Origin of the sequence: Anabaena sp. CCY 0017, assembly GCF_963920885.1 — a bacterium.
In the GTDB taxonomy this organism is placed as follows: domain Bacteria; phylum Cyanobacteriota; class Cyanobacteriia; order Cyanobacteriales; family Nostocaceae; genus Nodularia.
In genome coordinates, this window is sequence record NZ_CAWUDG010000011.1 from 34,217 (window position 1) to 54,862 (window position 20,646).

Below are 20,646 nucleotides of genomic sequence, written 5' to 3' on the forward strand. Positions count from 1 at the left end.
CTATATCAGGAACCACACAATCCATCAATAGGGTGACTAAACGGTTACGAGATATAGCAAAGTGCTGTAAAGCCCAGGGAGCATAGCTTCCTCCGAGACGATCCGCGAACACTTAAAGCGGTAGCGGGGCGTTGAGCAGCGTGCTGAGTATAAAGCCAGTAGGGGCAAGTTTATTAAAATTATTGTTGGTAATTGAGCATATCTGTAAACCCGCCCCTACATCAAGACTTTGAGCTATCAGCACTGTTCTCACTTTTAGGAAAACCGCTATGCTATATGGAATTTTTGCTTTTAAGTGCAACTGATTTAATTATGATAAAAATTTATATTCATATCTGGGAACATTCTCAATTATACCTAAATAACTGAGTTTATTAACCAAATTCAACTATTTTAGCTTGAGAAATTCTTAAAAAAATGATTTTTGCCCTGAGTGCAATATGTCAACTTCTTGATACCTTTGTACAGCAGTTAAATTTCTATTTTTAAGAACAAATAGTACATCGGTGTTACTTGTTCTTTTTAGTTTGTAATTAGCTGTTTTTACTTATATTTTATCAATTAATTGTTTTAGAGACTACAGATGAAGTATGGCAGGGATGAGTTTAATGCCAAATATAGCAAAGTCCTGTAAAGCCCTGCGGGCATAGCTGCGCTTCAAGCAGTAGCGGGGCGTTAGCCCGTAGAAACCAAGTAGGGGCGGGTTGATGAAAATTATTATTGGTAATTGAGCATATCTGTACACCCGCCCCTACTTCAAGGTTTTCAGGAATCAACAATGTATTAACCTCCCTGGAGGTTGCTATACTACTTGATTTTTTGTTTAATAAAAGTCACCACCTGAGTGAGCTGTTTCTTTAGTCCATCGATTTCTGCTTGCATTTTGATGATTTTTTCATTCAGTGCATTTATGTCTGCTGAGTTAATTGATTGGTGATTCGAAGGCACTACTATGGTATCTTGCACGGGAGGAGCAGCTACCGGAACATTCGGAGTGACTACAGCAGCAACTGGAATTGTTTCTGAGCGAGGCTTTTTAGCTTTAACCATCGCTGCTTTAATCGCAGTAATGAGTTGCTTCTGGTCAAAAGGTTTTCCCAAAAATTCAAAGTATTCAAAAGGCTCTGTGAGCTTTTCCGTCACCTCTTCCTTACGACCAGACATGATCACCAAGGGAATCTTTCTCAACTCAGGCTGCGCTTGAACTTGCTGAAAAACTTCCCAACCACTCATTTTAGGTAGCAGAAAGTCCAGCATGATCAAGCTGAGTTTTTCCTGACGGATGAAATTGAATCCTTCCAAACCGTCTTTTGCTTCTAATACCTCGAAATTGCCTGGAGGCAACATTTGTCGTACTTTTAACCTGACTACTGTAGTGTCATCGATAACTAAAATTTTGTTGCTTGCCACGGCTTATTGCTCTAACAGAAATTTTAAATGTAAATAGCGATTTTGCTGATTGATATTACTCAGTGCTGAGTTTTGAATGAATTAAAAAGGAAAAAAGGACTGAAGTAGTTAAATACAAGCCCTAACCCTTGTGGGCAGTCTTTGAAATCAGAACTCTGCTCACGCCTTGCTCCGCACTCTAGCACTTTCAACTCAGCACTCTTCATTATGAGAGTGTTCCCACTATATACAAATTTTTTGTCCACTGGGGGATAGTATATCTCGCTATAAATAGCAAAAACACAAGTAGTGAAAAAAACTAGTGCAATTTTTTTTTAAATTTGTGTCATGGTGATACTTAGGGTTTGAACCTTGCTTCAGTGCAGAGGAAATTCCCTCTACAGTACTTTTGGATATTGCTTGGATGTCTATGACTTCGCCACAACCAGCCCAACTCAAGTCGGAAATTACGGCCATGCCTAGCTGGTTACGTCGCCCCATTGGCAAAGCTAGTGAACTTTCTACTGTACAACGCATTATTAAGCAACGTCAGATTCACACCATTTGTGAAGAAGGACGATGCCCGAACAGAGGGGAGTGCTATGCTCAAAAAACGGCAACTTTCTTATTATTAGGTCCAGTTTGCACACGCTCTTGTGCTTTTTGTCAAGTAGATAAAGGTCATACACCAATGCCTATTGACTTAGAGGAACCGCGAAAAGTAGCAGAAGCTGTGCAGCTGTTGGGATTGCGTTATGTGGTGCTAACTTCTGTCGCCCGTGATGATTTACCAGACCAGGGATCGGGGCAGTTTGTGAAGACAATTGATACTATTCGGCTGTTAAATCCAGAGACTCAAATCGAAGTGCTAACACCAGATTTTTGGGGTGGTAGCGGTGCTGGGGAATCAGGTCAACGCCAAAGGATAGCTACGGTGGTGGCAGCCAAGCCAGCTTGTTTTAATCACAATGTGGAGACAGTGCGGCGGTTAACAGGCCCTGTGCGTCGAGGAGCTAAGTACGATCGCTCGCTGCGAGTGCTGGCTGTCGTTAAAGAAATTGATACGACTATTCCGACCAAATCAGGTTTGATGCTGGGACACGGCGAAACCAGGGAGGAAGTCATGGAAACTATGGCGGATTTAAGGGCGGTGGGGTGCGATCGCCTGACTATCGGCCAGTATATGCGTCCTTCCTTAGAACATTTACCAGTTCAAAAATACTGGACACCAGAAGAATTTGATGAACTAGGCAGCGTAGCATGGAAGATGGGATTTAACCATGTCCGTTCTGGTCCCCTGGTTCGTAGTTCCTTTCATGCAGGTGAGGAGGGGTAAGAGGCAGGGGAGAAGAGGCAGGGGGGAAGGGTGCAGGGTGAAGGGGGGAGAAGACGGTAACTTCCCAATGACCAATGACCAATGACCAATGACCAATGACCAATGACCAATGACTAATGACCAATGACCAATGACCAATGACCGAAGACACAAATATTTCTAAAGAATTTAGGTTTTTGGTACAGCTGTTTGGTATTTCTTAGAAAGTCAACAAAGAAGGAGAACGACTGATGGCTAAAGTTCAAAATTCCCCGGTTCCATCCACAGGAGCTAAACCACCTTACGCTTTTCGCGCTGGTTGGGCATTGCTGTTATTAGCTGTTAACTTCCTGGTTGCAGCTTACTATTTCCACATCATTGAATAACTAGAAGTGGATTGGTGCTGCTCAAATCGTGCCTTTGAATAAACCTTTGGGGCGAATGAGCAGCACCAAAATCATCATTAACAGCGCTATACCTTGTTTATACTGTGAACCTATCCACAGGGTGCTGAGTTCTTGGGCAACACCGATAATTAAGGCGGCGGCGATCGCACCGTAGGGATTACCAATACCCCCTAAAATGACGGAAGCGAATAAGGGCAAAATCAAAAACCACCCCATATTCGGACGTACAGCTGTAATCAATCCATACATACTGCCACCCAAAGAGGTGAATGTGCCAGCAATGATCCAAGTCCAGAGGATGACTTGTTCGACATTGATGCCAGAAACTCTCGCTAAATCTAAATCATCAGCCACGGCTCGCATCGCTTTGCCAATTTTGGTGTTTTGCAGGAGATAGTGCAGTGCCAAAATGGCGAATACTGCTAAACCCAAGACCAACAGTTGATTTTGCGGTACGCGGATGCCAAAAATATCTAAAGCCGTGGTTACGGGTAAATCGTAATTTTGGTTCTGACCACCCCAAAAAAAGATAATTCCGTTGCGTAGGAATAATGCCAGTCCAATAGAGATAATAATCAGCGTGGTGGAAGTGGCACGAATAGAGCGCATTCTTGACCACAGTAATTTTTCTGCCAGCAGCATTGCGGCTACTGTTCCCACTGCTGCCAGAATCATCGATAGCCAAATATTTATGCCACCGGCATTAATTAACAGGGTCAAATAGGCTCCCAATGTGAGAAAATCACCGTGAGCAAAATTAGATAACCGTAAAATACCGTAGGTAAGCGTTAGTCCCACTGCGGCGAGAGCAATGATGCTGCCAACTGCAATGCCATTGACGATTAGTTGAATAATTTGTGTATCCATGAATTTTGGCGAAATAGTTGCCCCTAAGAAAATATTAGGGTGTCGATTTTATACAATAATTTTGGTTTAATAGTGATTATCGACACTATAAGTTATCGATTATAAAAAAAAAGGCAATTGTGAGTTAATATACATAAGGTATTATTTCCTTTTGTATGCCAATTTCAACTTGTTCAACGGTCTAGCTGACCATGCAGCAATATTCAAGCTTACCAGAACAAAACTCATCAGTAGATAAAACGCCCACACTTTTGACAACAATGCAACAACTTCGTGCCGAGTTGTGGCTGGAACGCAGCTTGAACCAGTTGCAAAGTCGCCTTAATGATTGCCTACTTTCTGTTTGTAGTCCCGCCTCACAGCCCAAAACCACAGAAGCGGAAATTTTCCAAACTGTGGTAGATGAGTTAGGCATTGCTTTGCATAGTATGACGGTAGCGATCGCTCTGTTTCAACCGCGAGCCAAAATTGCTCAGGTCTGTTATGTTTCCTCTTCTGACTCGCCATACCCACCACTGATATATATAGAGCAGAAAGAGCAAAAACTGGAATTGAAATTGCAAGCAGTCATCGCCATCGAAGACTTACAGCAGCTTGAGAGTCAACAACCAGATGAGGTTTGGCGCTTAACTGATGATGCTGGGGCTGTTATTGGTTGGTTAATGCTCTCTCAAACGTCTCCACAGTCTGATCAGAAAGCACTCACAGCATCCCAATCTCAACTCAGATCGCAATTGTTAGCACGGTCTACTAAGCAGTGTGTGGCGGCCCTGGCACAACTGCAAAAAATTCAATCTTTACAGCAACAATCGCAACAGCTAGGCAGTTCTAATGAAAAACTAGAGCGCACTAATGAACTGAAAAATCAGTTTTTGGCTAATACCAGTCACGAAATCCGCACACCGTTAAGCTCGATTATTGGTTTTAGCCAGCTACTCTTAGCCCAAGGCTATGATCCTACTAGAGAACACCACCAAGAGTATTTAAGGATTATTCAGTCTAGTGGTAAGCATTTACTAACGCTGATCAATGATATTTTAGACCTCTCCAAAATTGAAGCCAACCAGTTAGAAGTGGAATGGGAAAATATTAATCTGCCGGAAATATGTCGTAATGTTTTGGCATTAGTCAAAGAGAAAGCTGCTAATAAGGGTTTGCAACTACGACTCAAACTAGATCCCAAGGTGACAACTCTAGTGGCTGATCCTCTACGACTGAAGCAAATGCTGTTGAATTTGCTGTTTAATGCCCTCAAGTTTACCAAAACAGGTGCTGTGGGTTTAGACGTTTTACACAAAGATGGATTTATACATTTTATAGTTTGGGATACTGGTATTGGCATCTCCCCAGAAAACCAAGCGCGACTATTTCAACCCTATTTTCAAATTGCTAATACTCTAGTAAATCGCCATGAAGGGACTGGTTTAGGGTTAACTGTGACCCGGAAGCTGGTGGAAATTCATGGTGGTTGGTTAGAGGTGGAATCGGAAGTTGATCACGGCTCGCGTTTTACGATTATTCTCCCTGTGAAGCCTGTGGGAGAAGCAGAGGGTGATGAGGTAGATGAGGTAGAGGAGGGAGCAAAATGTCCCATGATTACCCCTGACTCTGCGCTAAAAATTTTGTTAGTGGAAAATGATTTAGCTAATGCCAAGTTAATCCAAATTTATCTGGGTACATTGGGGTATCAGGTGATTTGGGTAAAGAATGCTACCGAAATGTGGTCGGCGCTGACAGATTTCAGCCCCATAGTGATTTTAATGGATATTTACTTGCCAGATGGCAATGGTTTAAAGCTAGTGGAGCAGCTACGCTCAGAAGCTAAGTATCAGAAGATTCCAGTAATTGTCCAAACAGCAATGGCGATGAAAGGCGATCGCGAAACTTGTTTAGCAGCTGGAGTCGATGATTATATTTCTAAACCGCTTGATTTAGCGCTTTTAGGGAATTTAGTAGCCAAGCATGGGAAAGTGCTGAGTGCTGAGACGCGATTTATCGCGTCTGTACAAGAAAGCGGGGAGTGTTAAGTCTAAGATAGAATTAGTTGGGTGCTATAGGGTCTTGCCCAGATTGGGAAATCATGTTGACAGAAAAACTTGAGCAATTAAAAGTTTTATTTGGTGAAATGGAGCAGGCTTTGATCGCCTACTCTGGAGGAATTGATAGCACTTTAGTTGCCAAGATTGCTTATGATGTATTGGGCGATCGCGCTTTGGCTGTGACGGCTGTTTCGCCTTCGCTATTGCCAGAAGAATTGGAAGATGCGAAAATCCAAGCCGCAACAATGGGAATTTCGCATAAAATTGTCCACACTCACGAAATGGACAATCCTAATTACACTTCTAATCCTGTCAACCGTTGTTATTTTTGCAAAAGTGAATTGCATGATACCCTTAAACCCTTAGCTTTGCAGCTAGGTTATCCCTATGTAGTGGATGGGGTGAATGCTGATGATTTACAAGATTATCGCCCAGGAATTCAAGCAGCTAAAGAACGAGGCGCGCGATCGCCTTTAGCAGAAGTTGGGGTGACTAAAGCTGAAGTCCGTCAACTTTCACAACAACTCGGTTTACCTTGGTGGGATAAACCCGCCCAACCTTGTCTGAGTTCTCGCTTTCCCTACGGTGAAGAAATTACTGTCGCCAAGTTGCAAAGGGTGGGTAGGGCAGAAATTTATCTGCGAAAGCTGGGTTGGCAGAATTTGCGTGTACGTTCTGAAGCAGATACAGCGCGGATTGAATTATTACCAGCACAGATCAAGGATTTTGTCTTGACTACGGATTTAGAAGCAGTAGTCTCTGCATTTCAGGATTTGGGATTTATCTATGTCACACTGGATTTAGAAGGTTATCGCAGTGGGAAGTTGAATCAAGTTCTCAAGTTCTCACCCATGATTCCCAGTACCTAATTTCCTGAGTGGGTGAATTCTATTTGTTGTAGTGCTGAACGCCAAATATCATAGCCATCTTGAGACAGGTGTAAACCATCTGTTGTCAATTCTAGGCGCAAATTGCCTTGAATGTCTGTAAACCAATGATAAATATGCAGATAATCAGCTTTTTCTTGTTCAGCAATCACAGCCAACTGTGTATTAATCTGAATAATCCGGCTATTAGGAATGCTGGGTAGACGAGTTGGCAAAATTGATTGTACGATAATTTTACTTTTGGGGTGAGACTGCCGCAAGCTACGGATAATTCGCCGATGATGACGCAAAATTTCTGCGTTACTATCGCCTCTGCGTAAGTCGTTAATCCCAGCCATAATGTAAATTACATTCGGTCGCGTAGCCGAAAATGCCCGCAATCTTCTGAAAATGCCGGCAGCAGTATCTCCAGAGATGCCCTGATTTAGCCACAATTTACCAGTAGGCAGTTTTTCTTTAGGAAACCACATACTCAAGGAATCACCAACTAAAATCCCTAAATAACTTGCACCTTGTCCTTGGCTGATAGCTTTAGCTTCTAAAGCTAATAAATTTTTCCAGTCTTCATAAGTGAGTTGACGCTTCTTACTTGACCCTTGTAATCCTGGCGAAGTATTGCCATCTATACGTGTATAAATCTGACCTGTTTTGAGTGCCGCCAATCGTTGGTAGTAAAGTTGATTACCAGATATTAATTGCACGTGAGATGGTTGGGATCTGGGATTAAACAATGAATCTGATAATTTTTGATGGCTGAACTCTGGCAAGGATATATCAAGATTAGTGATGTTTTGTTCCTTGACTGTGATCTCAGAATCCTGGGGCAAATTCCGCAGTAATTTAGAATTTTCTGGCAGAAAGCTCGACATCTGTGGAACAGCCGATGCTGGTATTACCAATCCTGTTAACAAGCCTGCTGCCAACAGATAAGGTTCTTTCATCCCTTGATCTTTCCTCATTTTTGCTGCTTTTTTCTATGACAGTATTAATCACCTGTATTCAGGAAAATTTTACTTAGATTTAGTGATTATTGTTATTTACACCGTATTGTATAGTTCTGTAAAGTAGGTTTACAAGATTATGTTTGAGAATTCACCATTTCTTTAAGACATAATTTGGCAGCGTGAAGCCAGTCTTATTTAAGAATAGTTTTTCTTGAATATATAGAAGAAGTATCGAGGAAGTGCTAAGATTTAGGCGAAGTAATTAATGTTTCTTTCTTATTCTGTGGCTAGAGCTAGTACAGCAATTGGTGTCAGTCCAATTATTAAGGAGATTGTGCAAAAACAGGCACATTCGACACGTTTAACCCTAAAAGAGGTTATTTATATGGGAATGTTAGCTATTGACAAGCTAGATGATCAAAGCCGTCAAGAGTTAGCAGATCAAGTTCATCAAATGCAAGTGAATGGCGAGATTTAAGGAGAAGTGATGAATTTTCAATTTTTCAATTAACTATTCACCGAATCGATAACGACTTCCTTTAACATAGTCCTCATTAATTTCAAAAGAAATCCATTGGCGTTGCCAAGTTTGGGCTACAAACCCGGTTGTATTAGAACCTGCAAATGGGTCTAACACCAAATCACCTTCATCAGTTAAAAATTTGATGAAAAATTCGGCAAAACCGGCTGGAAACCTTGCTGGGTGGGGTTTCATCCCCTCTGTTTTACAGCGCCGTAAATAAGCGCTATTGGATTCAGTATTGGCAATTTCTAGCAAATTTGGTGGAATCGCTCCCTGGTTATCTTTTTGGAATTTGTCAGAAATATCATGTCCACTGGGACGAATTTTAGCTTTATAGCCATTTTTCAGTAGTTGTTTCATACTCTGGCTATATGGCTTTAAAACTTTTCTGTTGTCGGCTTTAGGATTTGGTGTTTTCGACAACCACCAAACTACATTTACAGAATCTTTCACCCGAATGCGTCTAATTGTCACCCACTCGGCCGGGGTAGGTAATCGGGCTGGATTATAGTGATAGAATTCTTGAGCGAGAAAAAAGCCGACTTCTTTACACAATCTAACTAAGAGTTCATATTGGTAGATACTTCTTACAGGATTACCACGCAGGTAAGCGCCACCTAAATCTAAAATAAATGAGCCATTATCGGTGAGAACTCTTTTAAATTCTGTGGCGAAAGGTAGAAACCATTCAATATATTTTTCTGCGCTTTCATTACCATATTCTTTTTGACGTGTGAGGGCAAATGGTGGTGAAGTAAGGATGAGATTAATACTATTTTCATCAATGGATTTAATCAGTTTTAGACTATCACCCAAATACGCTTTTCCTAACGTTTGGGTGTAATAAGGATTGAAAACTATATCTTCTGATGATTTGATTGTTTCTTTTGGCAAGACTTTTAAGTTGTTAAATAATATTAGAATTTTATAATTTATCTGACACAAATATTAGTAAAGAAAGGATGAGTAATAGCCCATCCTACGTATAACTGAAAGTTTACCACTTTTTGTATGGGAGGAATTTACCAGACATAATAACTTTAACGCGATCGCCTTTGGGGTCCGATTCTTTCTCCACATCTAAAGTAAAGTCAATGGCGCTCATAATACCATCGCCAAATTTATCATGAATTACGGCTTTAATGGGCATTCCATATACCTGCATAATTTCGTAGAAACGATAAATCAGTGGATCAGTGGGGACAACTGGCCCTAGTCCTTTGAGAGGACATTCGGTCAATTCTTGAATAGAGATAGTACTTAATCCCAATGCTTCCACCAATAATTTAGCCTCTTCTGGGGAGGCGCTAGCTTGACGGTAGAATACAGCCGCAATCCATACTTCGTCACGACCGAGAATTTTTTCTAAATCGGCAAAACTCAATCCTTTCTCCTGTTTTGCGGCTAAAAGCTGTTGCGTAATTTCGGGAATCGACATATTAAAACTTCTCTAAGACTGTAAAGTTAATTTTAGGCGAAAAAGGGCTGGCTATAATAAGTTTTAAATTATACTAAGTTTCTAGTAAAAATAGAGTAAGCTCATTAGCTGTGACCTAAGCGTGATGATATTTTTGTCATCACCGCTTTGGCGGTTGCTATATTAGCTGAATTTCCCAACCCACCCTCTCAGAATCACATCCCACTTGAGGCTGACTTATTTCCATATTTCAAACAACATTAGTTCACTTATTTTTTCTGTAAACTATTTGCCAAAATGCCGGAATTTGATGAATTTCTCATAGTATCCTGTTCTGTATTCTAAGAACAAGAAGTTAGAGTATAGGTCTAACAATTACACATATCACGCGACTGTCCATGTTCCGACAACCTGCTTTTGGCATCGCTTTAAGTACGCTTGTCTTGGCGAGTGGATTAATGAATGCTCCCATAACAGGTCAACCCTTTACAGAAGAAACCACTCGAAATCAACCGTTATTCATTCCTTCCAGTCAGGCGGCAACATTAACTACTAACTTTGACACAAATGCCCTAGAAAAATCAGTTTTTGACGACATTAATCGATATCGAGTTACTCATAATCTGCCAAAGTTGACCCTAAATGCAAATATCACTCAACAGGCAAGGATACACAGCCAAAACATGGCTAATGGTAAAGTCCCTTTTAGCCATAATGGATTTCAACAGCGAGTCACAGCTATTCCCCTGCGCTACAACAATGCGTCAGAGAATGTCGCAGTCAATCGGGGATATAGCAATCCGGCTAGTCAAGCTGTTATTGGTTGGCTGGAAAGTCCCGGACATTTGAAGAATATTCAAGGTAATTTCAACCTGACGGGGATTGGTGTAGCGGCCAATAAAAAAGGCGAAGTTTACCTTACCCAAATTTTCATTAGTAGTAGATAGATTTATTTACTGAGTTTTTGGACAATAATAATGTAGTGTCTGATAGTATTTTTATCTAAAAGGCACTGCATTTATTATTGAGTGATTCATGACATTACTAGATTTTCAAGTAGGCGATCGCGATTTAAGTGACGCTGTTTTAGCTGAGTATTTAAAATCCGATGCGATCGCCATCGACACCGAGACGATGGGATTATTACCCCACCGCGATCGCTTATGTCTGATTCAGCTATGCAATCAGGAAGGCAAAGTCACAGCCATTCGCATAGCCAAAGGACAAACCACAGCCCCAAATTTAAAAACACTCTTTGAAGCAGTGAATGTCCTGAAAGTTTTTCACTTCGCTCGTTTCGATGTTGCGACTTTGCGCCATAACTTAGGAATTCAGGTTCAGCCTGTGTTTTGTACCAAAATTGCTAGTAAGCTGGCGCGCACCTACACCAATCGGCACGGACTCAAAGAAGTAGTACTCGAGTTAGAACACATAGAACTAGATAAAAGCGCTCAAAGTTCCGATTGGGGTAACGCCGATAATTTATCTGAGATTCAACTCAATTATGCCGCCAATGATGTCCGCTACTTACTCGGCGTACAGCAAAAGCTCACAGAAATGCTCAAACGAGAAGAACGTTGGGAAATCGCTCAGGAATGCTTTCAAGTTTTGCCCACTTTAGTTACCTTAGATTTGCTGCAATTTAAGGATATATTTGAACACTAAGTAAACAGTCAATAGTTGCTAGTACCGCAGGGCGGAAGTCAAAACACAGCTACGCGCACACAAGTCAAGACGAAGACAGCATCAGCTTTGCAAAAATGTAACTATTGACTGGAAAACTAGACATCTTTGTTAAGATTTTCTAAGTGATCTTGCATTCGAGACACCACATTCAGATCATCCGCACCTGCGGGAGTTTTAGATTCAATAATGCCTTCGGTGGGACCGCCGATTTCCTTCCAAGCAGCTAAACCACCTTTGAGTTGAGATACATGATCAAATTTAGCGCTACGCAGCATCCTAGCAGCTTGGGCAGCTTCTTGATCATTCGCACCGTAGACATAAATATCACGATGTTTATCTAAAGATGACGTAGCTCTATCGAGTAACTCATCTAGAGGCATTGGCATTGCGCCCATAATATGACCGTCATTGTAGGATGAGCGATCGCGCACATCTATAATTGTAAAAGCTGGTTCGCCCCATTCCAAACGAGACTTAACTGCATAAACATCAGATTGAGCTTGTACTGGTGGCTGAGAGGGAATTATAGCCTCTAGGGGATTAGTATCCATAACCTTTTTTGACTAACTTTACTAACAGTAAACTAGCAAAATATATACATAATTATTCTCTTTCGCAGGTATGAAGATCGACAACTTCTATCTATAGCCAGATTAGCTGATTTATTTTTTATTATTTAATAATATGCCAGCTTAATTACTGATTCAATCTAGAATCATTTTTTGGGCTAACTTAAGTAAAATTGCGGTATATGTTAATTTTGTGAAATACATTTCAGACAATCACCACTTTGCCCTTAGTTAGTATATTTACCATTAATCCTGCCTCCATACCTGGACTCAGAAATTCTTGGCTAATGTATTTTAATAAATCGCTTCAGTAAATAATTTAGTCGAAAATAATCCTAACTATTGACAAATTTGATAGCTGAACTTTTAATAAAATGAATAGAAAATTAAATGAAGCGAAGCAATACAGTGGAACAGTTTTGCGAGAAACTGCTATATACGTAAGTAATCAAATAAAATAGGCGCAAATCAGAACACTAAAACTGGGGGACAACTTTCCTGATTGGGCGTAGCCCTGACTCCAGGTGAGGTGTAATCACAGCGTATCCCGCAAAAGAATGGTTTACCGTAAAGTAGCTACCACAACAAAAATAAATCGCCAGATCAAAAATAGGCTAAAACGTTATGGTGACGCTTCCTGTTACAAATCCTAAGATTCTTGTTGTAGATGACGATTTAGGCATCCGCAATCTTATCCAGCGCTTTTTAAGTCGAAAATATCAAATAGAGTCAGCCGCCAATGGTCAAACAGCTTTGTCATTATTTGATAAATTCAATCCTACTTTAGTAATTCTGGATTGGAATTTACCAGATATTAATGGCTATCAACTGTGTCAAGAAATGCAGAGTCGCACTAATGTCTTAGTGATGATACTGACTGGAAGAACTGCTGAGTCTGATAAAATTAAGATTCTTTCAGCAGGTGCTGATGATTTCATGACTAAACCGTTTAGTCTAGCAGAAATTGAAGTCAGAGTACAAGCGCTTTTGAGACGCATTCGCTGTATTGATCACTATCCCACACAGCGCCTTGTTTTTAAGCAGCTGGCAATTAACCCCGATGATCGGGTGGTAACACTTAACGATCAGCCTCTGTCTTTAACAGCCCTGGAATTCAATATCTTACACTTTTTAGCAAGTCATCCTGGTAAAGCTTGGAGTCGTCCCCAGCTAATTCAAAAAATCTGGCATTGCGAATATGTGGGCGATGGTAGGGTGGTTGATGTGCATATAGGACAACTGCGTAAAAAGTTGGAAATTGATACTACTGTTCCTGAGTTTATTAAAACTGTTCGCGGCTACGGTTACAAGTTTGAATTACCAGAATCTACTACGATTAGTTGAGTGTATAATTTAGTGTTAAGCTTGGTTTTTACTACCAAATACACTAGGGTATTTTGTGTCTCATCAAACCTCAGAAGAAAACTTCATTGCTGCTGATTTATCGTGGCAAAAGTTTTCCAAAGGTGAAGATATACCGAGTTTAGCTGATATTTCTCCCATAGGTGAAATTTGGGACAAACACCGAGCCAATGCAGAGAAAATTGCCTATTATTACGCTACATCTGGGGAAAATTCCTTTTTAGAGTATGCTTGGCGGATGAGAATGTGTGCCGATTTGCTGGAGTTTCAATTATTACCAGAAGCAACAGCAGGTATTTTTAAGTTAAAACTGTCAAATGCGCGATTTTGTAGAGTGCGCCACTGTCCGGTTTGTCAGTGGAGGCGATCGCTTATGTGGGAGGCTAAAGCCTATAAAATTCTCCCACAGGTTGTGGCAGATTATCCCAAATATCGTTGGCTATTTATCACCCTCACAGTCAAGAACTGTCAAATTCAGCAACTCAGGGAAACTTTGCATGAAATCAACAAAGCTTTTAAGCGATTATCTGAATTAAAAGCCTGGACTGCAAAGGGTTGGATTAAATCTATAGAAGTGACGAAGGGTAAAGACGGTATATCAGCGCACCCACATTTACATATTTTGGCTATGGTACAGCCTTCGTATTTCAGTCATGGTTATATTTCTCATGGGAAGTGGGTGGCTTTGTGGCAAAAGTGCTTACGGATAGATTATCAGCCCATTCTTCATATTAGCGCGATCGCCAAGCATCACGACCCCAAGCGGCTGATTCCAGAAATCCTCAAGTATCAGGTGAAAGAGTCCGATTTGATAGGGGATAGAGAATGGTTTTTAGAGTTAACCCGTCAGTTGCATCAAAGCAGAGCGATCGCTGTAGGGGGTATACTCAGACACTATATGCGAGAATTAGAAGAGGAAAATCAAGACCTCATTGGCGCGAGTGAAGAGATGGATGAGGTTGATGAGGGAAATAGCTTCGACATGAGTTTATATATTCACTGATTTTTCGGTAGATATAATATGTAAGCCTATATTTTTATCTCTAATCAAATCTATGAGTTGTTGAGTAAAGGACTTTTTCAAAAATCTTTTCCATTGTGGCTGCTGGCTTTCACCAATAATAATTTGTGTAACGTGATGACCTGCGGCCACTTGAGCAATTTCTTTAGCAACACTTTGGCTTTTAACATATAAAAATTCACCGCCAAACTCTCGGCATAATCTCTCACAAGTATCGATATGTAAACTTTCTTCTTTAGTGAGGAATTGTTCGGGATTGGCTACAAATACAGCATACAATCGCCCATTCATATAATTAGCAATGCGTGCGCCTCGGCGTAACAACTGCACTGAGTCGGGATAAGTAGATACACATACTAGAACTCTTTCGTGAATATTACAATTTTGTCCGACTAAGTTAGAAGTGTTTGCTGTTTCCTCAACTGTATCTGCAACTTCTCTTAATGCTAGTTCTCTTAAAGCGATGAGATTACGACGCTGAAAAAAGTTTTTTAGGGATTGTTCGATTTTATCAGGGGCGTAAATTTTGCCTTCTTGTAGGCGTTCTTCTAAAGTTTCTGGGGTGACATCAATCACAACAACAGCATCAGCTTCGTCAAGTAGGGAATCAGGAATGCGCTCTCGCACCACGACACCTGTAATTCTTGCTACTAGGTCGTTTAAACTTTCCAAATGTTGAATATTCACAGTGGAATAAACATCAATTCCGGCTCCTAAAATTACTTCTACGTCCTGATAGCGTTTTTTTCTTGGGGAACCAGGAACGTTAGTATGTGCAAGTTCATCCACTAAAACCAGTTGGGGGAAACGTTGCACAATTGCGTCTGTGTCCATTTCCTCTAGGGCGATATTCTGGTGAATAAAAGCTTTGCGTTTAATCGTCTCTAGTCCGGTAGCTTTCATGGCAGTTTCTTTGCGCCCATGAGTTTCTAACATCCCGATAACTACATCAATGCCATCTTGTTTGAGTTGATGTGCTTCTTCCAGCATTTTATAAGTTTTGCCGACACCTGGAGCCATACCAATAAAAATTTTATGCTTCCCACGTCGGTGAGTACGAATATAGGAACTGTCGGGGGAAGGGGTATGAGAATAAATCATGATCAAGATGTGGGTAAATTGTCAATAATATTGATAATTGAGAAAGCTGGGATAAAATGATGACATTAATTTTTTGAGTTAATGGTTTTTGGGGACTGTGATGAAGACAGGTGGTCAGGTTTGATGTTAAGACTTATTCCAGATACTTTCTAAAGTTTCAATTTGGCTTTGGGTTTCAGGCGTTATCTTTTCAATAGTTTCTAAAGTTTTGGTTTCCCGGAAAATATGAATTACTCGCTTTTTTTTATCCCTTTTATGCTGAAGTAGGCATCCCAAGATGAAGCCAATGAACAAGAAGGTTAAGAAAATGCTGGTGACAGATTTGATGCTATGGTTAGGTGATGCCAACTGAGGCGGTTGGTCTGCCTGGAGAGCGATGGCAGAACGCCCGCCGCAGGCAATCGCCACTCTTAAAGATGGTATATTTCTAGAGTTAATGGAGTTAAACATGATTTATTGACTCCCTCCAAAAGTTAAGTTGCAGGCTGTAAAGCATCCAAAGCCAAATTAAGCTTCAAAACATTAACTCCAGGTTCACCAAATATACCCAAGAATCTGCCTTCGGTGTTTCGAGATATCAGGTTTTGAATTTGTTGGGTATCCACATTGCGGACAGCAGCAATCCGCGATAATTGAGCTTGGGCGGACTCAGGGCTGATGTGTGGATCTAAACCAGAGCCAGAGCTATAAACTAGGTCAGGAGTGGGTTGAATATCAGCTTGTTTCAACCGTGTGACTTCTTCTTGAATGCGTTCGAGAAGTTCGGGGTTACTGGGTGCTAGGTTACTGGCTCCTGATACACCTGTGGTAGCAACTTCGGGGCTGGTGCTGTAGTCAATAACACTAGGGCGACTCCAAAAATAGCGATCGCCTGCAAAAGGTTGACCAATTAAGGCTGAACCGATTACTGTGCCTTGATTGTTGGTGATTAAGCTACCGTTGGCATGGAAGGGAAAGGCTATCTGTCCACAAATCAGCATGAATAAGGGATAAAGGCAGGCTGTTAATATCCACAACGCTAAGGTGGAACGAATGGCTTTAGTAATTTGGCTCATTAGAATTTCTCCGGTTGAAAAATGACAACGAATAAATAAGTGCTGACGGCTAAAGTGGCTATTCCTAAAAGTCCAATCGCGTAAGATGCACCTCGTGATATTTCGTTAGGGGTGGCTGCGTAGACAACTTGTGCTAGGAATATGTTGAGGGAAAGGATGAGGAAGAGGGTGAGGGATAAGTTTTTCATGATTTAAACGCAAAGGGGCGCTAAGGTAAACGCAGAGGGGCGCGGAGATGTCTATTAGGCTAGTCCTATGGTTGTGATTAAAAGGTCGATGATTTTGATGGCTATGAAGGGTGCTATTACGCCTCCAAATCCGTAGATGAATATGTTGCGTTGTAAAAGTTGGTCGGCGGTTAATGGTCGAAATTTTACGCCAGTTAGTGCTAGGGGAATGAGTGCGGGAATGATTAAGGCGTTATAAATTAGGGCTGATAAAACTGCTGATTGGGTACTTGCTAAACCCATAATATTGAGAGCGCTAACGCCAATTCCTGAGAAGATGGCGGGGAGGATGGCGAAGTATTTGGCGATATCGTTGGCAATAGAAAATGTGGTGAGTGCGCCACGAGTAATGAGTAGTTGTTTACCAATGGTGACGATATCAATTAACTTGGTGGGGTCAGAATCTAGGTCTACCATGTTAGCAGCTTCTTTGGCGGCTTGAGTACCTGTATTCATTGCCACGCCTACATTTGCTTGGGCTAAAGCTGGGGCATCGTTGGTCCCATCTCCAGTCATGGCGACGAGTTTTCCTTGGGCTTGTTCAGCTTTAATGACTTCGATTTTGTCTTCAGGTGTGGCTTCGGCAATAAAGTCATCAACTCCGGCTTCTGCGGCAATTACAGATGCAGTAATTCGGTTATCTCCGGTGAGCATGATGGTTTTAATTCCCATGCGGCGCATTTGGTCAAAGCGTTCCCGAATCCCCGGTTTAATGATGTCTTTGAGATAAATTACGCCGTAGATATCATCATTTTTGCACAGTGCTAAGGGAGTACCACCTAAGCGAGAAATTCGCTCAAAAGCGGTATCAAGTTCCGGTGTTAATTTTCCCTGGCGAGAACGAACAAAGCCTTTAATGGCATCTACTGCACCTTTACGAATTTCTACCCCATTGGATAAGTCAGTACCACTCATGCGGGTTTTGGCAGAAAATTCAATCCCTTCTGCTTGCTTGGGATCAAAATCTAATTTTGCGCCTAATTTCTCTGCGAGTTTGACGATTGATTTGCCTTCTGGGGTTTCATCAAATACACTCGATGCCAGGGCAACTTGCGCTACATCTACCATTGCGTGACCGTTGATGGGAATAAATTCTTCTGCCAAGCGGTTTCCCAAGGTAATTGTACCTGTTTTGTCTAAAATCAGGGTGTTGATATCTCCGCAGGCTTCTACCGCCCTTCCAGAGGTGGCTATGACATTAAATTGGGCGACTCTATCCATGCCGGCAATGCCAATGGCGCTTAATAAGCCGCCGATGGTGGTGGGAATGAGGGCTACTAATAAGGCAATGAGGACGGCAATACTTATGGGTGAGTTGACGTAGACTGACACTGTAGGTAGTGTGGCAATCACAACCAAGAATACCTGCGTGAGAACTGCCAGCAATACTGTTAAAGCAATTTCATTAGGTGTTTTGCTGCGGGAAGCACCTTCTACTAAACCAATCATTCGGTCAAGAAAGCCTTCTCCTGGGTCATTTGTCACCCGAATTATGAGTTCGTCGGAGGTGATACGGGTTCCTCCGGTGACGGAACTGGCAATGTCTGAACCCGGTTCTTTTAATACTGGTGCTGATTCTCCTGTAATTGCTGATTCATCAACGGAGGCCACACCTTTAATTACTTCCCCATCGGCGGGGATGATATCACTAGCAGTTACTTTGATTGTGTCACCGCGACGTAAGGCTGTGGAACTTACTTCTTGGAGGGAACCATCGGGGAGAATTTTTTTGGCTTTGGCATCGGATTTTGCCGATCGCAAGGCATCTGCTTGAGCTTTCCCTCTTCCTTCGGCTACGGCTTCGGCAAAGTTGGCAAAGACAATGGTTGAGAATAAGATTAGGGTGATCAGTCCGTTGAATAATCGCGGATTTTCTCCTGGTGTGGGGCCAAATATGTTCGGTGCAATTGTCATCAATGCTGTGATGATAGTACCTAGCCAGACTACGAACATGACTGGATTTTTGATCATGTTACGTGGGGATAGTTTGGCAAATGCTTGTTGAAATGCTCTTGTGTAGAGTCCGGTTGGTTTGGTTTGGGGTTTTTGTTTGCGTTGTTTTCGGGGTTTTGTTGTTTCCATTTTGGGGTTGATGAGTTGGATTTTTTCACGCAAAGGCGCAAAGGCGCAAAGAAAGAAGAAAAATTTTTATCTTCCTGTGGCTAGTTGGAATGCTTCTGCTATGGGGCCAAGGACTAGGGCGGGGAGGAAGGTGAGTGCGCCCAGGATTAAAATTACTCCGCTTGTCACTCCTGTGAAGAGTCTGGTGTCTGTTCTCAAAGTACCTGTGGTCATAGGAACAGGTTGTTTACGAGACATACTATCTGCCAAAAGTAGCAGTGCAATAATTGGTATATAACGCCCCGCCAAAATACTGGCTGCGGCGCTGAGGTTCCACCAAAGTGTGTCATCACCTAATCCTTCAAATCCTGAACCGTTGTTGGCGGCGGCGGATGCGTATTCGTAAACTACTTGGGAAACTCCATGAAATCCTGGGTTGCTAATACCTGAGAGGGTGTCAGGAAAGGCGAAGACTATGGCCCAGGGAATCAGGATGGCGAAAGGGTGGACTAATAGGACGACGCTGGCTAAAACAATTTCTTTTTTCTCGATTTTGCGTCCTAAAAATTCCGGTGTTCTCCCTACCATTAAGCCGGTGAGGAATACTGCCAAAATTAAGTAGATGTATAGGAAAGCTGTGCCGGTTCCCTGTCCTCCCCAAATGATTTGCAAGAACATATTAAAGAGTGTGGCAAATCCGCCGGGAGGCATTAATGAGTCGTGCATTCCGTTGACAGCACCGCACATTGTGGCTGTGGTCATGACTGCCCAAAGTGCTGTTTGCGCCCAACCAAATCTCACTTCTTTTCCTTCTAAGTTGGGTTGCTGTTCTCCTAAGAGGGGATTAACTAGGGGATTTCCTTGAAATTCGCCTACTGCTGTAATTCCTACTAAGAAAACAAAAATGATAAATACCATCCAAAATACTAACCATGCTTGCTTACGGTTATTAGTAAAGACACCGTAGGTATAAATTAGGGATGCGGGGATGGCAATCATCGCCCAAGTTTCTAATAGGTTAGAGAAGCCATTGGGATTTTCAAAGGGATGTGCTGAGTTAATTCCAAAGAAACCACCTCCGTTTTCTCCCAGTTGTTTGATAATTTCAAAATGGGCGACTGGGCCACGGGCAATTACTTGAGTTACGCCTTCTAAGGTGGTGACTGTCGCTGGTGCTGCTAGGGTTTCTGGTACACCTGCTAATAGTAAAAGCAAGCCGCCAACTATTGATATTGGTAATAATATCCGGGTGATTGATTGGGTTAGGTCGGTGTAAAAGTTACCTAATGGTCTGCCAGTTAAACCCCGAATAAAGGCGATCGCCACTGCTAAACCTGTTGCAGCTGAAGTAAACATTAAAAAACCGAGGGCAAAGACTTGGCTACTATATGTATAAGTCGTTTCACCTGAGTAATGCTGTTGATTGGTGTTGGTGAGAAAGGAAATGGCTGTGTGCAGTCCTAAATCCCAACTTGGTGCATCTAATCCTGTGGGATTGAGTGGCAACCATCCTTGAAACATCAGGATGAAGTACACAAAAATCCCCATAATGAGATTGCTACACAGCAATTCTTTGGCATATTGCCGACCTGTTAAATTTTCTTGGGGACGTACTCCACTAATGGCAAATATTACTCTTTCCAAGGGATTAATTATGGGGTCAAGTAGTGTTTTTTCTCCCATGAACACCCGCGCCATGTACCTTCCCAGTAAGGGAGTTGTGGCTATGACTATTAGTAAGGTTAAAGTAATTTGTATCCATCCTTGTAACATGAA

The 20,646-nt window shown here is 41.8% G+C and carries 21 protein-coding genes; 9 read left to right on the top strand and 12 right to left on the bottom strand.

What is annotated here, in order from left to right:
* Positions 1 to 807 precede the first annotated feature (807 nt).
* Positions 808 to 1,410, bottom strand: a complete 603-nt coding sequence (locus ACM0OW_RS14665; protein ID WP_414550834.1) for a response regulator — start codon at positions 1,408 to 1,410, stop codon at positions 808 to 810.
* A gap of 409 nt (positions 1,411 to 1,819) precedes the next feature.
* Here ACM0OW_RS14665 and lipA point away from each other — a divergent pair, with 409 nt between their 5' ends.
* Both lipA and ACM0OW_RS14675 read left to right on the top strand, forming a co-directional pair.
* Complete coding sequence (gene lipA, locus ACM0OW_RS14670) at positions 1,820 to 2,725, top strand: lipoyl synthase (RefSeq protein ID WP_414550927.1); 906 nt, start codon at positions 1,820 to 1,822, stop codon at positions 2,723 to 2,725.
* Positions 2,726 to 2,955: 230 nt separating this feature from the next.
* Positions 2,956 to 3,090 carry a photosystem I protein PsaX gene (locus ACM0OW_RS14675; RefSeq protein WP_414550835.1) on the top strand — a complete coding sequence of 45 codons (135 nt, stop codon included), beginning with the start codon at positions 2,956 to 2,958 and terminating at the stop codon, positions 3,088 to 3,090.
* A gap of 21 nt (positions 3,091 to 3,111) precedes the next feature.
* Here the strand turns inward: ACM0OW_RS14675 and ACM0OW_RS14680 are convergent, their stop codons facing one another.
* Positions 3,112 to 3,978, bottom strand: a complete 867-nt coding sequence (locus ACM0OW_RS14680; protein WP_414550836.1) for a branched-chain amino acid ABC transporter permease — start codon at positions 3,976 to 3,978, stop codon at positions 3,112 to 3,114.
* A 191-nt stretch (positions 3,979 to 4,169) separates the two neighbouring features.
* On the opposite strand from ACM0OW_RS14680, the gene hrmK reads away from it, so the two are divergent.
* Positions 4,170 to 6,005, top strand: a complete 1,836-nt coding sequence (gene hrmK, locus ACM0OW_RS14685; protein ID WP_414550837.1) for a hybrid histidine kinase/response regulator HrmK — start codon at positions 4,170 to 4,172, stop codon at positions 6,003 to 6,005.
* Between the two features lie 53 nt (positions 6,006 to 6,058).
* On the top strand, positions 6,059 to 6,886 hold the full coding sequence (gene larE / locus ACM0OW_RS14690) for an ATP-dependent sacrificial sulfur transferase LarE (RefSeq protein WP_414550838.1): 828 nt from the start codon (positions 6,059 to 6,061) through the stop codon (positions 6,884 to 6,886).
* On the opposite strand, the gene ACM0OW_RS14695 is transcribed toward larE, so the two are convergent.
* Entirely contained in the window at positions 6,883 to 7,845 is a 963-nt protein-coding gene (locus ACM0OW_RS14695) for an SGNH/GDSL hydrolase family protein (protein ID WP_414550928.1), read from the bottom strand. The two genes, larE and ACM0OW_RS14695, sit on opposite strands and share 4 nt — an antisense overlap.
* Before the next feature lie 268 nt (positions 7,846 to 8,113).
* Here ACM0OW_RS14695 and ACM0OW_RS14700 point away from each other — a divergent pair, with 268 nt between their 5' ends.
* On the top strand, positions 8,114 to 8,326 hold the full coding sequence (locus ACM0OW_RS14700) for a hypothetical protein (protein WP_414550839.1): 213 nt from the start codon (positions 8,114 to 8,116) through the stop codon (positions 8,324 to 8,326).
* A gap of 33 nt (positions 8,327 to 8,359) precedes the next feature.
* Here ACM0OW_RS14700 and ACM0OW_RS14705 read toward each other — a convergent pair whose 3' ends face one another.
* Positions 8,360 to 9,265 (bottom strand): DNA-methyltransferase, encoded by a 906-nt coding sequence (locus ACM0OW_RS14705; RefSeq protein ID WP_414550840.1) that lies wholly within the window; start codon positions 9,263 to 9,265, stop codon positions 8,360 to 8,362.
* Between the two features lie 103 nt (positions 9,266 to 9,368).
* Complete coding sequence (gene cynS / locus ACM0OW_RS14710) at positions 9,369 to 9,809, bottom strand: cyanase (protein WP_414550841.1); 441 nt, start codon at positions 9,807 to 9,809, stop codon at positions 9,369 to 9,371.
* 377 nt (positions 9,810 to 10,186) lie between these two features.
* On the opposite strand from cynS, the gene ACM0OW_RS14715 reads away from it, so the two are divergent.
* Positions 10,187 to 10,735, top strand: a complete 549-nt coding sequence (locus tag ACM0OW_RS14715; protein ID WP_414550842.1) for a CAP domain-containing protein — start codon at positions 10,187 to 10,189, stop codon at positions 10,733 to 10,735.
* A gap of 88 nt (positions 10,736 to 10,823) precedes the next feature.
* The gene (locus tag ACM0OW_RS14720) at positions 10,824 to 11,453 is read left to right on the top strand and encodes a ribonuclease H-like domain-containing protein (protein WP_414550843.1); all 630 of its coding nucleotides are present in this window, start codon (positions 10,824 to 10,826) and stop codon (positions 11,451 to 11,453) included.
* Positions 11,454 to 11,569: 116 nt separating this feature from the next.
* Here ACM0OW_RS14720 and ACM0OW_RS14725 read toward each other — a convergent pair whose 3' ends face one another.
* Positions 11,570 to 12,025, bottom strand: a complete 456-nt coding sequence (locus tag ACM0OW_RS14725) for a rhodanese-like domain-containing protein (protein WP_414550844.1) — start codon at positions 12,023 to 12,025, stop codon at positions 11,570 to 11,572.
* Between the two features lie 642 nt (positions 12,026 to 12,667).
* Here ACM0OW_RS14725 and ACM0OW_RS14730 point away from each other — a divergent pair.
* On the top strand, positions 12,668 to 13,387 hold the full coding sequence (locus ACM0OW_RS14730) for a response regulator transcription factor (RefSeq protein WP_414550845.1): 720 nt from the start codon (positions 12,668 to 12,670) through the stop codon (positions 13,385 to 13,387).
* A gap of 55 nt (positions 13,388 to 13,442) precedes the next feature.
* Positions 13,443 to 14,408, top strand: coding sequence for a protein rep (locus tag ACM0OW_RS14735; RefSeq protein ID WP_414550846.1), 966 nt, complete (start codon positions 13,443 to 13,445; stop codon positions 14,406 to 14,408).
* On the opposite strand, the gene ACM0OW_RS14740 is transcribed toward ACM0OW_RS14735, so the two are convergent.
* The 6 genes from ACM0OW_RS14740 to kdpA form a co-directional block, all read right to left on the bottom strand.
* The gene (locus tag ACM0OW_RS14740) at positions 14,394 to 15,527 is read right to left on the bottom strand and encodes a sensor protein KdpD (RefSeq protein ID WP_414550847.1); all 1,134 of its coding nucleotides are present in this window, start codon (positions 15,525 to 15,527) and stop codon (positions 14,394 to 14,396) included. The genes ACM0OW_RS14735 and ACM0OW_RS14740 overlap by 15 nt on opposite strands.
* A 126-nt stretch (positions 15,528 to 15,653) precedes the next feature.
* Complete coding sequence (locus ACM0OW_RS14745) at positions 15,654 to 15,977, bottom strand: hypothetical protein (protein ID WP_414550848.1); 324 nt, start codon at positions 15,975 to 15,977, stop codon at positions 15,654 to 15,656.
* 23 nt (positions 15,978 to 16,000) lie between these two features.
* Entirely contained in the window at positions 16,001 to 16,582 is a 582-nt protein-coding gene (gene kdpC / locus ACM0OW_RS14750; protein WP_414550849.1) for a K(+)-transporting ATPase subunit C, read from the bottom strand.
* Positions 16,582 to 16,770, bottom strand: coding sequence for a potassium-transporting ATPase subunit F (locus tag ACM0OW_RS14755; RefSeq protein ID WP_414550850.1), 189 nt, complete (start codon positions 16,768 to 16,770; stop codon positions 16,582 to 16,584). The genes kdpC and ACM0OW_RS14755 overlap by 1 nt, the downstream gene beginning before the upstream one ends.
* A gap of 54 nt (positions 16,771 to 16,824) precedes the next feature.
* On the bottom strand, positions 16,825 to 18,891 hold the full coding sequence (gene kdpB / locus ACM0OW_RS14760) for a potassium-transporting ATPase subunit KdpB (protein ID WP_414550851.1): 2,067 nt from the start codon (positions 18,889 to 18,891) through the stop codon (positions 16,825 to 16,827).
* A 66-nt stretch (positions 18,892 to 18,957) separates the two neighbouring features.
* Entirely contained in the window at positions 18,958 to 20,643 is a 1,686-nt protein-coding gene (gene kdpA, locus ACM0OW_RS14765; RefSeq protein WP_414550852.1) for a potassium-transporting ATPase subunit KdpA, read from the bottom strand.
* Positions 20,644 to 20,646: the final 3 nt, after the last annotated feature.

Bases quoted from the DNA above. Each gene is read 5' to 3' on its own strand.
- ACM0OW_RS14680 (WP_414550836.1), bottom strand. From the start codon at position 3,978: ATGGATACACAAATTATTCAACTAATCGTCAATGGCATTGCAGTTGGC.
- kdpA (WP_414550852.1), bottom strand. From the start codon at position 20,643: ATGTTACAAGGATGGATACAAATTACTTTAACCTTACTAATAGTCATA.
- ACM0OW_RS14725 (WP_414550844.1), bottom strand. From the start codon at position 12,025: ATGGATACTAATCCCCTAGAGGCTATAATTCCCTCTCAGCCACCAGTA.
- ACM0OW_RS14675 (WP_414550835.1), top strand. From the start codon at position 2,956: ATGGCTAAAGTTCAAAATTCCCCGGTTCCATCCACAGGAGCTAAACCA.
- ACM0OW_RS14755 (WP_414550850.1), bottom strand. From the start codon at position 16,770: ATGAAAAACTTATCCCTCACCCTCTTCCTCATCCTTTCCCTCAACATA.
- ACM0OW_RS14700 (WP_414550839.1), top strand. From the start codon at position 8,114: ATGTTTCTTTCTTATTCTGTGGCTAGAGCTAGTACAGCAATTGGTGTC.
- ACM0OW_RS14720 (WP_414550843.1), top strand. From the start codon at position 10,824: ATGACATTACTAGATTTTCAAGTAGGCGATCGCGATTTAAGTGACGCT.
- lipA (WP_414550927.1), top strand. From the start codon at position 1,820: ATGACTTCGCCACAACCAGCCCAACTCAAGTCGGAAATTACGGCCATG.
- hrmK (WP_414550837.1), top strand. From the start codon at position 4,170: ATGCAGCAATATTCAAGCTTACCAGAACAAAACTCATCAGTAGATAAA.
- kdpC (WP_414550849.1), bottom strand. From the start codon at position 16,582: ATGAGCCAAATTACTAAAGCCATTCGTTCCACCTTAGCGTTGTGGATA.
- ACM0OW_RS14695 (WP_414550928.1), bottom strand. From the start codon at position 7,845: ATGAAAGAACCTTATCTGTTGGCAGCAGGCTTGTTAACAGGATTGGTA.
- ACM0OW_RS14730 (WP_414550845.1), top strand. From the start codon at position 12,668: ATGGTGACGCTTCCTGTTACAAATCCTAAGATTCTTGTTGTAGATGAC.
- kdpB (WP_414550851.1), bottom strand. From the start codon at position 18,891: ATGGAAACAACAAAACCCCGAAAACAACGCAAACAAAAACCCCAAACC.
- ACM0OW_RS14745 (WP_414550848.1), bottom strand. From the start codon at position 15,977: ATGTTTAACTCCATTAACTCTAGAAATATACCATCTTTAAGAGTGGCG.
- ACM0OW_RS14740 (WP_414550847.1), bottom strand. From the start codon at position 15,527: ATGATTTATTCTCATACCCCTTCCCCCGACAGTTCCTATATTCGTACT.
- cynS (WP_414550841.1), bottom strand. From the start codon at position 9,809: ATGTCGATTCCCGAAATTACGCAACAGCTTTTAGCCGCAAAACAGGAG.
- larE (WP_414550838.1), top strand. From the start codon at position 6,059: ATGTTGACAGAAAAACTTGAGCAATTAAAAGTTTTATTTGGTGAAATG.
- ACM0OW_RS14715 (WP_414550842.1), top strand. From the start codon at position 10,187: ATGTTCCGACAACCTGCTTTTGGCATCGCTTTAAGTACGCTTGTCTTG.